The 14,061-nt window shown below is 55.8% G+C and carries 13 protein-coding genes; 10 read left to right on the top strand and 3 right to left on the bottom strand.

The features are described from left to right. Positions 1 to 4 precede the first annotated feature (4 nt). The 3 genes from B2952_RS13175 to B2952_RS13165 are packed head-to-tail and all read left to right on the top strand — an operon-like array spanning position 5 to position 2,568. Positions 5 to 1,396, top strand: a complete 1,392-nt coding sequence (locus B2952_RS13175; RefSeq protein ID WP_290733559.1) for a DEAD/DEAH box helicase — start codon at positions 5 to 7, stop codon at positions 1,394 to 1,396. Between the two features lie 25 nt (positions 1,397 to 1,421). After that, on the top strand, positions 1,422 to 2,183 hold the full coding sequence (gene map / locus B2952_RS13170) for a type I methionyl aminopeptidase (protein ID WP_173380893.1): 762 nt from the start codon (positions 1,422 to 1,424) through the stop codon (positions 2,181 to 2,183). A 25-nt stretch (positions 2,184 to 2,208) separates the two neighbouring features. Next, positions 2,209 to 2,568: a hypothetical protein gene (locus B2952_RS13165; protein WP_290733557.1), complete on the top strand. Its 360-nt coding sequence runs from the start codon at positions 2,209 to 2,211 to the stop codon at positions 2,566 to 2,568. Here the strand turns inward: B2952_RS13165 and B2952_RS13160 are convergent. Beyond that, complete coding sequence (locus B2952_RS13160; RefSeq protein ID WP_290733555.1) at positions 2,565 to 4,517, bottom strand: PEGA domain-containing protein; 1,953 nt, start codon at positions 4,515 to 4,517, stop codon at positions 2,565 to 2,567. The genes B2952_RS13165 and B2952_RS13160 overlap by 4 nt on opposite strands. A 141-nt stretch (positions 4,518 to 4,658) precedes the next feature. Here B2952_RS13160 and B2952_RS13155 point away from each other — a divergent pair, with 141 nt between their 5' ends. The 5 genes from B2952_RS13155 to B2952_RS13135 all read left to right on the top strand — a co-directional run bounded on the left by B2952_RS13155 (position 4,659) and on the right by B2952_RS13135 (position 10,667). After that, complete coding sequence (locus B2952_RS13155) at positions 4,659 to 5,336, top strand: EcsC family protein (protein WP_173380890.1); 678 nt, start codon at positions 4,659 to 4,661, stop codon at positions 5,334 to 5,336. After that, the gene (locus B2952_RS13150) at positions 5,333 to 6,844 is read left to right on the top strand and encodes a hypothetical protein (RefSeq protein WP_290733553.1); all 1,512 of its coding nucleotides are present in this window, start codon (positions 5,333 to 5,335) and stop codon (positions 6,842 to 6,844) included. Before B2952_RS13155 ends, B2952_RS13150 begins: the two co-directional genes overlap by 4 nt. A 75-nt stretch (positions 6,845 to 6,919) precedes the next feature. Next, entirely contained in the window at positions 6,920 to 9,049 is a 2,130-nt protein-coding gene (fusA, locus tag B2952_RS13145) for an elongation factor G (RefSeq protein ID WP_290733551.1), read from the top strand. A gap of 354 nt (positions 9,050 to 9,403) precedes the next feature. Beyond that, on the top strand, positions 9,404 to 10,096 hold the full coding sequence (locus B2952_RS13140; protein WP_290733549.1) for a hypothetical protein: 693 nt from the start codon (positions 9,404 to 9,406) through the stop codon (positions 10,094 to 10,096). After that, entirely contained in the window at positions 10,089 to 10,667 is a 579-nt protein-coding gene (locus tag B2952_RS13135; RefSeq protein WP_290733548.1) for a hypothetical protein, read from the top strand. The genes B2952_RS13140 and B2952_RS13135 overlap by 8 nt, the downstream gene beginning before the upstream one ends. Here the strand turns inward: B2952_RS13135 and mazG are convergent. Further along, positions 10,648 to 11,448, bottom strand: a complete 801-nt coding sequence (mazG, locus tag B2952_RS13130; protein WP_290733546.1) for a nucleoside triphosphate pyrophosphohydrolase — start codon at positions 11,446 to 11,448, stop codon at positions 10,648 to 10,650. The genes B2952_RS13135 and mazG overlap by 20 nt on opposite strands. 106 nt (positions 11,449 to 11,554) lie before the next feature. Here mazG and B2952_RS13125 point away from each other — a divergent pair, with 106 nt between their 5' ends. Further along, positions 11,555 to 12,475 carry a DNA-processing protein DprA gene (locus B2952_RS13125; RefSeq protein WP_290733544.1) on the top strand — a complete coding sequence of 307 codons (921 nt, stop codon included), beginning with the start codon at positions 11,555 to 11,557 and terminating at the stop codon, positions 12,473 to 12,475. Next, entirely contained in the window at positions 12,475 to 12,756 is a 282-nt protein-coding gene (locus tag B2952_RS13120) for an FtsB family cell division protein (RefSeq protein WP_173365959.1), read from the top strand. The genes B2952_RS13125 and B2952_RS13120 overlap by 1 nt, the downstream gene beginning before the upstream one ends. Here B2952_RS13120 and B2952_RS13115 read toward each other — a convergent pair whose 3' ends face one another. Then, entirely contained in the window at positions 12,757 to 13,983 is a 1,227-nt protein-coding gene (locus B2952_RS13115; protein WP_290733542.1) for a hypothetical protein, read from the bottom strand. Positions 13,984 to 14,061: the final 78 nt, after the last annotated feature.

Here is a 14,061-nt window from a genome sequence, read left to right as displayed (position 1 = left end):
CACTATGAGCGAAGAAATACAAGAAGAAAAGAAAGAAGAAGTAAATCCGTTCCTTACGCCGGTCAATATCATCGAGCCCAAGAACAAGCTCCCCGACTACACATTCGACATGCTTCCCGACGAACAGAAAAAAGTTCTGGCGAAGCACGGCTGGACGCAGCTCATGCCCGTCCAAAAGAAGACCATCCCCTACATGCTTGCCGCCCGCGACATGCTGGTGCAGTCCAAGACCGGTTCGGGCAAGACCGGCGCCTACGTGCTCCCGCTCCTGCAGGTCATCGTCCGCGACCACATCTACCCACAGGCGCTGATCCTCGTGCCCACCCGCGAACTCTGCATCCAGGTAGAAGACGAAATCGAAAAACTTGCCGAAGGCACGGGCATCCGCTCGGTCGCCATTTTCGGCGGTGTCAGCTACGAACCGCAACTGAAGGCTCTCAGGAACGGGGTCCACATCATCGTCGCGACTCCGGGACGCCTCATGGACCACGTGCAGCGCGGCAACGTCGATTTCCTCGACATCCGCGACCTGATTCTCGATGAAGCGGACGAAATGCTCTCGATGGGATTCTACCCCGACATGCAGAAGATTCGCCGCTACCTGCCCAAGGCAATCTCGTGCACGATGTTCAGTGCGACGATTCCGCAGACGGTGAAGAGCCTCGCCCGCGAATTCCAGCGTCCGAGTGCCGAATTTCTCTCGCTCAGCTACGACAAAGTCATCGCGAACAACCTCGAGCACTACTGGTACCCCTGCGACGTGATGGACAAGGATTCCATGACCATCAAGGTGCTCGAATACTACAATCCCGACAGTTGCATGATTTTCTGCAACAAGAAGAGCGACGTAAGCTACCTCGAACAGGTGCTTTCGGGCTATGGATTCAAGGTGGGGGCTCTCAGCGGCGACGTGGCACAGGCCATGCGCGAGAAGACGCTCAACGCTTTCCGCGAAAAGAAGCTCCGCATCCTCATCTGCACCGACGTTGCCGCCCGCGGCATCGACGTGGACCACGTGACCCACGTGATTGTCTACGACCACCCGGCCGACCACGAAGTGTACGTGCACCGTAGCGGGCGCACCGCCCGTGCGGGCAGGAGTGGCCTCTGCATCTCGCTCATCACGCCTGTCGAAGAAATCGAAATCCGGCAGACCGCGGCGGACTTCGGCATCAACTTCATCAAGAAAGAAATCCCGTCCAACGAAGACATTGCAAGGCGCGTCAGCGACCGCGCGCGCACCTCGCTGGAACAGGAACGCAGGCACTTCGGCGGCCAGAAGGCGACCGAACGCATCAGCCGCATGCTCCCGCTCGTGAAAGATTTGGCAAACGGCCCCGTCGAAGACCAGATGCTTCTAGCCTACCTCGTCGACCGCTACATTTGGAAAAATTAAGTTAGACTGGTTTTAGGTAAGCAAAATGGCAAAGATAAAGGTAAAATCCGCAAAGGAAATCGAACTCATCCGTGATGCCGGAGCGCTCGCCGCCGAGACGCTCATCCGCGCAGGCGAAATGTGCAAGCCGGGAGTCTCGACACTCGAAATTGACGAATTCATCGGCGACTACACGCGCGCCCACAAGGGAATCTCCGCCTGCATGGGCTACCACGGCTACCCGCGTTACGCCTGCATCAGCATCAACGAAGTCGTGTGCCACGGCATTCCACGTGCCGACACCATCCTCAAGGATGGCGACATCGTGAACATCGACATCACGACTATCCTTTCGGGCTACCACGGAGACACATCTGCCATGTTCTGCGTCGGCAAGGTTTCTAGCCTCGCGCAGGAACTGGTCGATACCGCGAAGTTCTGCATGGAAGAAGGCATCCGCGCCGCCGGAGAACCGTGCGCCCGCTTCTCGGATATCGGATGCGCCATCCAGGACATCGCCGACGAACACGGATTCAGCGTAGTGGAAGACTACTGCGGACACGGCATCGGCCGCGGATTCCACGAGGAACCGACCGTGCTCCATTTCCGCAATTCCGAACGCACGCCCTTCATTGAGGTCGGCAACGTGTTCACCGTGGAGCCGATGATCAACGTCGGACGCCCGGGCACCAAGACGCTCAGCGATGGATGGACGGCCGTGACCCGAGACGGAAGCCTCAGCGCCCAGTGGGAACACACCATCGTCAAGACGAAGAACGGAATCGAGATTCTCACTCTGCCCCGCTAAGGCAGGACTCCGGGAGTAAAGCACGATGTCGTTTCTAGGGAACCTCCGGGACAGGGCGGTCGAATCTATCATCCGCAAGAACGAGACCGTCCTCCGTTTTGGCGACATCGAGGAAATATCCATCGACTCCGAAGCGAGGATTGCCGAGGTCCGCATTATATTGCGTGGCGAAACCGAGCCCACGATGTTCCGCGGCTACTACGGCTTTGACGACGGCGACAAGGGCACCGAGCTCACCGTCGACAAGATCACCTGCGAAAGGACATGGATAAACGAAGCGCTCGCGATGGCGATGGAAGGCCGCACGCTGCGTTTCGCGATTGCAGACTACAGCGGTGACAAGCTCGCGGGTATCGCCGGCGGGATTGCGAAAATCCTGTTCTAGTTCTTTTTCTTTGTATCTTTAAGCAATTCAGTGAGGTTCCCGCGCGTAGGGGCCCTGAGATAAACTGAAAAGAAGAAATTCGTTCCCAGGCCTTCTGTATTCGTTCCACCCAATTCAATTCCGAACACATTCAGCCATTCAAAAAAGCCCGACATCCTAGTACTCGGCCAACGGGGTTCAAAGACGTACATGTAGCGGGCACCAAACGTATATTCCGTCCCCAAGGAGACCTCGAAGAATATGTTCGGAGCAAAATTCGCACCGGGGAGATCTTCATCAAGATTTTTGTCGTCCGTCGAGGACAACGTGTAGACTCCGATTCCTGCTCCCGCTCCAATTGTGAGGAAGCGGGCGAATTCCAGTCCAAGGAACAAATCAATATATCCATATAAGCCATCAATACTAGCTGTATCGGAATAGCCAGAGCATCGACCATAATAATCATCCCAGTAATCACAGCCGCCATTCATATTGTCATAGAACGTCAGAACTTCTTCATCTTCAACGCCATCCTCGCGAAGAGCTTCGAACCCAAATCCCATCAAGCCCTGAATAATGAATCTAACGGGTCCCTCGCTGTCCGAAGAAGAAACCACTTCATTGATGGAATAAGAACTTGAACTTTCGGAGCGCCTACGCGAGGAGCTGCTATAGAACCCGGACAGATTGAATGTATATTCGCTGGAACTGGAATATTCGTAACTGTCGTAAGATTCCTCTTCATTTTCTTCCTCTTCCTCGGGAATTTCGTAGACCCATTCCGTTTCCGCATGCGCCTGGATTGCATAGGGGAATCCCGCCTGTTCATCGCCCACCGTAACGGTAGCGCAGACAGAGACATCCTCGTCAAAGGGCGTCATCCCGGCCTTCTTGCCGTTGACATACACAGGCACCCTCTGGGGAGAGTCTCCCTGACGGGCGCGAATCGACACATGCCCATTCTTGGGAACAAGTTTCTTATCGAACCGGAATTCCTGACCTCGGGCTATATTTACATTAAAGAGCACATCCTCGTAGCACGCGTGTTTCAGTTCGACGCGATACCATCCCGGCGAAAGCGTATTTTCCAGACTTCCGTCTTCGTTATCAACTTGTACCGAGAGTCCATCCGCGCTCCCTAGACGATCGGGAAATTTCGGGTCAATGACAAGCGTTCCAAAATTCGGTTTCATCCGCACACCGAGACTAGTAGTATTGCCATTCACGTTCACGAGCGTATCAAGGTCGAAGTAACGGTCCAACACAAATGTAAACTTATGGTTTCCTTCAGTAAGTTCCACATTGCAGGGCGTACTCTGGCAGTTCGACTGCGGACGACCATCCACGCTTAGCAACGCACCCACAGGATTTGAGGAGACTTCTATCAGCCGTTTTTTTATTCTGGACGACGACCAGTGACTTCCCATCGACACGCTTGTGAATCCGCCATGACCACCGCCGTCTTTTTCCGCATTTACCGTAATGGCTCCCGGAATGGTCCCGAACAGCATCGCCGAGCGGCTCTCGATTTCGGAGAGGAGTTCATCCACGGAAGAATTCCGGCTCGTATAGCTGGAAAGCATCCTGCCGCTCGCCGTCTCGTAGAGTTCGACCGTGAGGGTCAAGTCCGAACCGAACTGCCCCACGCGGGCCTGCGCCACGTAGTCCGCCGCGATATTCTTGCCCGTCTGCACGAGACATCCGCCTTCGCATTCCTCCAGCGACTTGTCGGGCGGCAAAAATGCGAGGATGTTTTCACGCGTCATGACGACAAAGTCCTTATACGAGGGCAGGACTTCCACCGCCTGGGACCGGAGCTTGTCCGTCAGGAACACCTTCTCGGCCCTGGACACGGAACTTCCCATGGTAACCGTCTCGAGAACCGCCACGAATACGTTTTTCGCAAGAGACGGCACAGCGAGAACCGCGACCACGGAAACCATGAATATGCAAGAACGGAACAGTCTCATTTCACAACAAAAAATAAACATTTTTTTACCTAAATGCAATCTTCGGCAATACCGACACGCTGTCAAGGGACATTTACCAAACATCCCCTGCCACCCCCCGCAGGATTTATTAAAATAGTCTCATCATTACAGGAGTCCCGAATGACCGAAGAAACCGAGAATACCAAGAAAAAACTCAAGGAAAAGGCGACCAATATCCTTTTCGACCTCATCACGAATATTCCCGACTCCCTGTACGCCGAAAACCGGGAACCGGAAAAGAGGGCGAACCAGCTTATCCAGCAGGCGGCGTTCAAGGCGGCCACCATAAGCGCCACGCTCTCTATCCCTGCAGGAATCACGGGCATCCTCACCGCCATCCCGGACATCGCCGCCATCTGGCGCATCCAGGCGCAGCTCGTCGCCGACATCGCGGCAAGCTACGGCAAGCTCGCCCTACTAAGCCGCGAGGCCATGGTCTGGTGCCTGTTCCGCCATAGCGCGGCCCAGCTCATCCGTGACATCGCCGTGCGCACCGGCAGCCGCATCGTGGTACAGAAGCTCTCCACCACCGCGCTCAAGGCGCTCATCCAGAAAATCGGCATCAAGATTTCCTCGAAGTTCCTGAGCAAGTCGCTGCTCCGCGCCATTCCGGTCGTGGGGGCAGTGGGCAACGGAGCCTACACCTACTACGACACGTTCGAAGTCGGCAAGACGGCAACGGCCTACTTCAAGGCGCTCGCCGACCAGGACGGCAAGGCTGTGACCGACGCCGAGATCGTCGACGCGGAAGGCGCCGGACCTAGCAACAAAGAAGATTCCAGCTCCGAAGCGAAGTGAACGACTCCACGCATAAGCATTTGGCAGTCCGCACCGTCTACGGGCTCCTGTCAGCAATCCTCCTCGCCCTATTCGCCCTATCTGTCTGTGGCGAGACCATTCCCGTGAACGAAGGCGCGGGATTCGACGGGGAATTCTACCGCGAGGTCTTCCGCAACTTTTCCGCAGATTTCTTCGCCACCGGCTATGACAGCTTCCGCATCCAGCGCATCTTCCCGTTCTGCCTGATGAACGTTGTCTACAATCTGGCCGGCATTCCGCTCGACAATGCGCACATGATGGCCGGGATGTACGTGCTCCATTTTGTAAACCTCGCCCTCCAGCTCCTGCTGTTCTTCAAGCTGGCACGGTTGCAGGGATGGAAACCCGCCACAACGGTCGTCCTCTTTTCGCTATTCTTCTTCAATTACGCAACCCTGAAAAACTGCGGCTACGTTCCGTTCCAGACGGACGCCTTCGCCGTGACTGTCGCGCTCGCCTCCTACTACGCGATCCTCAAAGGCAGGGAGGCCTCGGGATTCGCGCTCTCGCTCCTCGGGCTTGTCACCTGGCCCTCCCTCACCTACGTGATGACGCTGCTTCTTTTGTTCCCGCTCCGACTGGGCGTGAGCAAGTCCGCAGGCGCGCTCCCGGAACTTTTCGAAAAACCGGTTCCCAAGTTTTTCCTGGTTCTCCCGTTTGTCTACGGGCTTGCCGCCGGGACTCTCGTCATCCTGTTCCATGTCATGCACAAGCAGGAAATCCTCGACAACCTCCTGATGGGAAACTTCGGCACCGGGCACATCATCTTCTGCCTTATTGCATTCTCGGGCTGCGCCTGGGTTATCGCCTTGCTCCGAAAAGTCCCCGGCATTCCCTATTCCGCAGTGGATTTCGCCCGGTCTTTCCGCCCCAGGGTCTTCATCGGCATCGTGCTCTGCATCGCAGCCGTATCCCTGCTCCTCCGCATGCACACGAACAACGACTACTTCTTCGACGGCAAGGTGTTCCTGCTCCAGGTCCTCATCCGTCCCTTAAAGTACCCCCTCGTCACCCTGGCGGGGCACGTCGTCTACTGGGGTGCCCTTCCCGCCTTCCTGGTCTTGTTCGCGAGGGATTTCGTAAAGGTTTCCACAGCAAGGTCGCCCGGGCATACGCTAGTGCTTCTCGTCTTCCTCTTTTTTGCCCTCGACAGCGAATCGAGGCACATCGCTCCGTTCCTGCCGCTCCTGCTGGTGCCGCTGGGCCATGCCCTCGACAAGGCGGACCCTGCACCCAAATTTGCCATTTTCACCGTTATTTTGCAGCTTGTGCTTTCGCATTTTTACATTCCCATCAACGTGGATGGTTTTTCCGAGAGCCTCGAGGCGGGCAAATTCCTCACCCCGGAAGCACAGCGCCATTTCATGAATTACGGCCCCTGGATGACCGGAAGCAGCTATCGGGACTGGATTGCGGTTGCCATAGCCGCCCTTATCGGCACAAACGAAGTTTTCAAGCGCTCCAAACGCCCCCAAAGCGGCAAATAGCCCTTGAATACCCCCCGAAATTTTCTATCTTTGGGCGCAAACTTCAAAACATCAACTCCATTTGTGGAATAAAAAATGAAAAACATCCAAAATCACAGAAACATCGGTATTTCTGCCCACATCGACTCGGGCAAGACTACCCTTACCGAACGCATCCTCTACTTCACAAAGCGTATCCACGCTATCCACGAAGTTCGTGGTAAAGACGGCGTCGGCGCCACGATGGACTCCATGGAACTTGAACGCGAACGCGGCATCACGATTCAGTCTGCCGCCACGTTTGCAAACTGGACCCACACCAAGAGCGGTGAACAGGACTCCATCAACATCATCGATACCCCGGGGCACGTGGACTTCACGATCGAAGTGGAACGTTCCCTCCGCGTGCTCGACGGTGCTATCCTCGTTCTGACCGGTGTGGAAGGCGTCCAGTCCCAGTCTATTACCGTTGACCGCCAGATGAAGCGCTACCATGTGCCGCGCGTCGTGTTCGTCAACAAGTGCGACCGCTCCGGTGCAAACCCGCTCCGCGTGGCCGTGATGCTCAAGGAAAAGCTCAACCACAAGCCCTGCGTGATGCAGATTCCTATCGGTCTCGAAGACCAACTGAAGGGCGTGGTCGACCTCGTCGAAATGAAGGCCTACTACTTCGAAGGCGCCAACGGCGACGACATGATCGAAAAGGAAATCCCGGCCGAACTCGTCGACCAGGCTAACGAATACCGCGAAAAGCTCATCGACTGCTGCGCTGACTACAGCGACGAAATCATGGAAAAGGCCATGGAAGGCCAGTACGGTGTGGACCAGATCGACAAGGCCCTCATCAAGAAGACCATCCGCGAAGCCACTATCCGCCTCGAAATCACCCCGGTGTTCATGGGTTCTGCCCACAAGAACATTGGCGTGCAGAAGCTCCTCGACGGTGTTATCGACTACCTCCCCTGCCCGACCGACGTTGAAAACAAGGCCCTCGACCTCGACAACAACGAAGCCGAAGTCGTGCTCAAGAGCGAAGACAACGCACCGCTCGTCTGCTACGCGTTCAAGCTCGTGAACGACCGCTACGGCCAGCTCACCTACGTCCGCGTGTACCAGGGTACCCTCAAGAAGGGCGACATGATCACCAACATGGCCACCGGCAAGAAGGTGTCCGTGGGCCGTCTCGTGCGTATGCACGCCGACGAAATGGTGGACATCACCGAAGCCGGCGCCGGCGACATCGTTGCACTGTTCGGTATCGACTGTGCTTCCGGTACGACCTTCACCGACGGCAAGAACCACTACAACATGACTTCCATGCACGTGCCGAACCCCGTGATCGAGCTCGTGATCGAAGCCAAGAACCGTGACGACCTGGACAACATGTCCAAGGCCCTCAACCGCTTCACGAAGGAAGACCCGACCTTCCAGGTCGAAGTCAACAAGGAATCCGGCGAAACCATCATCAAGGGCATGGGCGAACTTCACCTCGACGTGTACATCGAACGTATGCGCCGCGAATACAAGGTGGACGTGCAGACCGGTGCTCCGCAGGTGGCCTACCGCGAAACCATTACCCGCGAAGCCAAGTTCGAATACACCCACAAGAAGCAGACCGGTGGTTCGGGTCAGTTCGCTAAGATGTCCGGCGTGATGCGCCCGATGCCTGTCGAAGGCGACCAGGAAAAGGTCTACAACTTCGTGAACTCCGTCGTCGGCGGCCGTATTCCTAAGGAATACATCCCGTCTTGCGACAAGGGCTTCCAGAGCTGCATGCAGGCCGGTTCCCTCATCGGCTTCCCGGTCGTGGGTATCGAAATGGAAGTTCAGGATGGTGCGTTCCACCCGGTGGACTCCTCTGACATGGCGTTCCAGATTTGTGCCCGCATGGCCTTCCGCGAAGCTTTCGCCAAGGCTGGCCCCCAGATTCTTGAACCGATCATGAAGGTCGAAATCGCCACCCCGACCGAATTCCAGGGCAACGTTGTGGGTAACGTCTCCCAGCGTCGCGGTACCATCACCGGTACGAGCGAAGAACTCGGCACGACGACCATCACCGCCGAAGTTCCGCTTTCCGAAATGTTCGGTTACGCTACCGACCTTCGCTCCATGACTCAGGGCAAGGCCGAGTTCACCATGGAATTTGCAAAGTACGCTCCGGTGCCGCGCAACATCCAGGAAGAACTCATCAAGAAGTACGGCGACAAGGCCAAGGCTCGCGCCTAAGCCCAAGCGACTTCAAGCAAGATTCAAGGTCCGGTGGCACATGCCCCGGACCTTCTTGCATATTTGTATGCATCGGGAAGGAAAAAAATCACCCGGCCATGAAGGCCGAGTGACTTTGGAATAGAAAGTGTACACCCAATGAGTCCTACCCCGCGGTTCGATCCGGCATCCCTTCTCCAGAACCAGGACTGACTGGAAGTACACCCTCAATATACTTCGCATCCTCCGGACGTGAACAAAATTTTTCACAAAGCGCCATTCCCGTAAGGAACATTCCAATGTGGAATAGGGTTCCCGGCATGATTTCAGACAAAGTCTTTGCTATTTTATGCAAAAGGGAAAAAGGAGAAAATCATGCCAAAAAGAGCATTATCGGCCTTGACAATCGGGCTAACGATTGACATCTGCATCGTAGCCTTCACGGCCTGCGGCTGTACCGACACCTGCGACGGGGTCTACCATCCGATATACAAGCTTGCCGACTGCCAGAAATCCACCAATGTTTTCAAGAAGGGAAACACTGTTCATTACGAGCATTCCGAAGGGTTCGAATTCGACCTGACCGTGAGCCAGGATTCTACCTTCATGGAGGACTGGAGCGATTTCTGCGTGGTGGCAAAAGAAGAGGACCGCTCTGTACTCCTCACGTCCACCTACCCCATCATGAGCGTCGAAGTCAACTTCTATGGCGGCATTAACGTCAGCGAGGAAGAAAACAAGAATAATCTTGTCATAAGCCACAGCATGCCGATGCACATAAGCCACAAAAACACTGGTTTCTTTGTCGAACTTGATTCTGCCGGAAATCCGGAAGAAATGGGAATCGACGGGACGGTCAGATTGCTCGATACAATCACCTTCAACGGAGTCACTTACGACAGCGTTTTCGCCATCATGGACATGGCTCACTACGACGCTCTCAACTACCATAAACAAATCGAAAGCGACACCGCTTTTCTCTACTTTTCCAAGACTGCGGGAATCCTGAGGCTCGAAACCACCGACGGAGCTTCTTTCACCATCAAGGAAAGGGGCGACAATGAATAAGTTTTCGACAGCAACGACGCTAGTCGCACTCACCTTGACGCTCACTTCGTGCGGGATGTTCGACGTAGACGATCCGTATGTCGGCGGCGATTTCGCAAAACTGGTGCAGAAGGAACAGGAATGGGGCGATACAGTCAAGGTCATCGACAATTGGGGCATTGAGGATTCCTACAGAGAACGCATCTACAGCCACAAGCCCGAGTATTTTGAATTCGAGGCACATGGTTTCCTCAACGAAATTACCATCGGCGTGAGGGTTGAATGCGACGAAAACGGTGGCAAGATGACCGTTTCGTGTCTCAGGAATCTTCGCGACGTCAATTGGCCCTACGGCCCGGACATCGTATTCAAGGACCTCGACGGGAACAAGATGACAAACAACGACGGCTACACCGTGCGTATGCTGGATTCAATCGCCGTAGGCAAGAAGACGTACAAGGACGTTCTGGAATTCGACGCCACCGGCGCCGAAGAGAGCTCATGCAACTTCGACAAGTTCTATGTCGCCGCAAGCGACGGGCTTTTGCGCATAGACCTGCAGGATTCGATTACTATCGAGCGGAAACCTTAGCCTGCTTCCATAGCTGCTGCAGGCCTTCTAGTCCGAATTCGGAAACGGCCTTCCCCTGCTCGCGTGCAAGGCGTTCCACCTCGCGGAATCGCTTCTCGAACTTCGCGTTTGCGCGGCGGAGTGCCACGTCGGCATTGAACCCGCTATGGCGCGCCACGTTCACGAGGCAGAACATGATATCGCCGAACTCGTCTTCCAGGCGGTCGGTGTTCGCGTTCTCTGGCGTAACCTTCTCCATCTCGGCACGGAATTCCGCAAATTCTTCCTGAGCCTTGTCGAACACGGGTGCGGCCTCGCCCCAATCGAATCCGACTTTCGCCACCCGGCGGATAATATCCTGGCTGCGAGCCAAGGTCGGCATGCTACGGCTCACCTTGTCCATCACGGACTTGCCGGCATCCTTCTGGTGAAGCGCCTCCTGGGCCTTGATCTTTTCCCAGCGGCGGCTCACTTCGCCCGCGGTATCCACCTGCGCATCGCCAAAAACGTGCGGATGCCTGCGAATCATCTTCTCGCAAATTCCCTGCACCACGTCGTCGATATTGAAATCGCCACTTTCCTTGCAAACCTGCGCATGGAAAACCACCTGCAAAAGCACGTCGCCGAGTTCCTCGCACATGTGCGCCTTGTCGTCCTCGAGAGCGGCATCGATAAACTCGCTGCTTTCTTCTACCAGGTACGGCAAGAGCGTGTGCGTATCCTGAGCACGGTCCCACGGGCAACCATCTTCGGCACGGAGCTTCGACAGGATATCGACCAAATCTTCAAACTTGTACTTCATGGCCCAAAGATAGAAAGTCGCGCGCCCGCAGGTTCTCCCCCTTGTTTTTGACACTCGAATTCTGTATTTTTAGGCACGGGCAAACAACAACGCCCAAAGGGAAGCAATGAAAGACATCTACACCGTAAAGCCGGAAGAGTATCCGCTCTTGCTCGGGGAATCCATCTACAAGCCAAAACAGCTCTATGCCATGGGGACGCTCCCGCCACCGGTTCACGCCCTCGACAGCGCGAAAGCTCGCAACGCAAACCTCCCCGTGGGAATCGCGATGGTCGGCACGCGAAGGCCGAGAAACAGCGCCCAGGAACTCTGCCGGAGGCTCGTGGGCGCACTATGCGGGACACAAGCCATCGTCGTCTCGGGACTCGCGCAGGGAATCGACAGCCTGTGTCACGAAGCCGCGCTCGATGCGGGAATCCCGACAGTCGCCGTACTCGCGCAGGGGCTCGGCACCAAAATCGAAGGCAGCCGCGGAAACCTTGCAAGGCGCATCCTCGAACACGGCGGCGCCATCGTCTCGGAATTCGAACCCGACATGCCTGCCTACAAGGGGAATTTCCCGGCAAGGAACCGCATCATCAGCGGCATGTCGCGAGCGACTGTCATCGTGCAGAGCAAGGCGAAGGGCGGAGCGCTCATCACCGCCGAATTCACCCGCAAGGAGGGAAAGCCGCTCTACGCCATCCCCGGCGACTTCGACAGCGAAGTGGCCGGGGGCACGAACGACCTACTCGACCGGGAGCTTGCGAAACCAGTCTTTCGGCCCGAAAGTCTAGTTTCGGTTCTCGGACTCCCCCGGCGAGGAGGTCAGAGCATCACGGCCTTCGAAAGCGCGGGCTGCACGCTCGGAAAAAACGCGAAAGCACTTTTCGCAAAAGTCAACGGCTACCGCAAAACATTTCCCGAGCTCCAGGCAGAATCGGGCTTTAATATCGGCGAACTTTTAGCTATATTGACAGAGCTCGAAATTGCGGGTCTCGCCCACACCGAAGACAACTTCATGTTCCACTTCAACGGATCGGCATAATGCACAAGAAAATCTACATCGCCATTGTGGTCGTCATTTTCTTTATCGCTATCGTTGTATCCCAGCTCCTGTTCAGCAAGGGGAACATTTTCGAGCAGCAGATGCTGATTCAACAAATCGAATTAAAGCAAAAGCAAATCGATTCGCTCAACACCGTCATCGAAGAGCGCAAGCTCATCATCGAGAGACTCCAGAACGACTCCCTCTACAAAGAAGAAATCCTCCGCACCCGTTACGGCATGAGCCGCAAGGACGAGAAGGTTTTTCAGATGGTCAAATAGTTACTCTTTCTTTTCGGCAGAAAGAGCCTTCACCGCTTCGGTCAGGCGATCGATGGCCTGGATGAGTTCGTCCATCTTGGCATCGCTTACACCACCGGCAACGGCGGCACCGACCGCAGCCTGGGCCGCAGTCTCAACAGCCTTTGTCGCTCCGGTCGCTGAGCCTGCCGAAGCGTTCACCGGGACCTTGCCGAGCCAGATATCCGGCCAGCGGTCGTTGCCGCTGTGATAGGTAATGCGGGTCGCAGTTTCCACCGGTTCGCCAATCTTCCAGATGTAGAGCTCGTAGTCGAACAGGTCGTGGTCGTGGCCCTTGTCGGTCGCACCCCACACAAGCCACTTGCCATCGGGCGAGAGGCGTGGGAAGTATTCATGACTGCGACGGCCCGGCAGGTCCATCAGTTTCACGTTCTTCGGGATGCCGAAGAAGCCGACCTTCTCAATCTGCTTGCCGTCCTTGGCAGAAAACCACAGGATTTCGCTCGGGGCTGCAGTACCGCCATTACCCGTGGGATTCACTCGGTAGAGCTTGGAGCCGTCGAAGTTCCAGTCAATCTGGCAACCGTCGCCGGACTTGGTCCAGACATTCTTCGAGAGGTTCCACACGCCCGTCTCGCGCATGGAGCCGCGGAGCGTAATCGCCAAATGCTTCCCGTCGGGGCTCATGTTCGGTTCCTGCAGAATAACACCGGACTTGTTGAAGGCCTTTTCGCCATCGAGCACGAGCGTTTCGGCCTTGTTCGCGAGGTCCATCGTAAAGACCTTCCCTGCGCGACTGAACACGATGGACTTGCCGTCGGGTCTCCAGGTGCCCCATGTAGCGTTGTCCACCACCTTGCGCGCGTTCTCGCCCGAGATATCGACCATCCACAGGTCCCACTTTTCGGGATAGTTCGCGTCGTTTTCAGGCACCCAGCCGCCCTTGCTGCGATTAAAAAGCACCGTCGAACCATCCGGAGAGATTCGCGGGAACCAGTCCACGTTGTCGCCACTCGTAAGCGCACGGGCATTGCTGCCGTCGGCATTCATAATCCAGATATCATGATGCGAATTCGCGCGACTCGTCGCCCAGACAATGGCCCCTTCGAGCTTGCCCTTGAGGGCAGAAAGTGCCTTCTGCTCGTCGGCAGTCGGATCAACAGCGGCACCCGTCGGAGCTCCCTGCTGGGCAAAAACAGAAGTCACGGCAAATGCCGCACAAGTGCAAATCTTCACAAACTTTTTCATGCCCTAAAAATACGAAAAAAAAGCGCCCGCCTATCCGGCAAGCGCGTTTTTGTCTTTGGAATCGATAAAATTCCCAAG

It is taken from the genome of Fibrobacter sp. UBA7003, from assembly GCA_002449765.1.
Taxonomy (GTDB): Bacteria; Fibrobacterota; Fibrobacteria; order Fibrobacterales; family Fibrobacteraceae; genus Fibrobacter.
Note: the sequence above shows the minus strand (reverse complement) of the source record. Positions and strands in the feature narration are given on the sequence as shown.

Coding starts and splice junctions, on each gene's coding strand:
- B2952_RS13155 (WP_173380890.1), top strand. CDS start 4,659: ATGACCGAAGAAACCGAGAATACCAAGAAAAAACTCAAGGAAAAGGCG.
- B2952_RS13160 (WP_290733555.1), bottom strand. CDS start 4,517: ATGAGACTGTTCCGTTCTTGCATATTCATGGTTTCCGTGGTCGCGGTT.
- B2952_RS13165 (WP_290733557.1), top strand. CDS start 2,209: ATGTCGTTTCTAGGGAACCTCCGGGACAGGGCGGTCGAATCTATCATC.
- mazG (WP_290733546.1), bottom strand. CDS start 11,448: ATGAAGTACAAGTTTGAAGATTTGGTCGATATCCTGTCGAAGCTCCGT.
- map (WP_173380893.1), top strand. CDS start 1,422: ATGGCAAAGATAAAGGTAAAATCCGCAAAGGAAATCGAACTCATCCGT.
- B2952_RS13140 (WP_290733549.1), top strand. CDS start 9,404: ATGCCAAAAAGAGCATTATCGGCCTTGACAATCGGGCTAACGATTGAC.
- fusA (WP_290733551.1), top strand. CDS start 6,920: ATGAAAAACATCCAAAATCACAGAAACATCGGTATTTCTGCCCACATC.
- B2952_RS13135 (WP_290733548.1), top strand. CDS start 10,089: ATGAATAAGTTTTCGACAGCAACGACGCTAGTCGCACTCACCTTGACG.
- B2952_RS13115 (WP_290733542.1), bottom strand. CDS start 13,983: ATGAAAAAGTTTGTGAAGATTTGCACTTGTGCGGCATTTGCCGTGACT.
- B2952_RS13125 (WP_290733544.1), top strand. CDS start 11,555: ATGAAAGACATCTACACCGTAAAGCCGGAAGAGTATCCGCTCTTGCTC.
- B2952_RS13175 (WP_290733559.1), top strand. CDS start 5: ATGAGCGAAGAAATACAAGAAGAAAAGAAAGAAGAAGTAAATCCGTTC.
- B2952_RS13120 (WP_173365959.1), top strand. CDS start 12,475: ATGCACAAGAAAATCTACATCGCCATTGTGGTCGTCATTTTCTTTATC.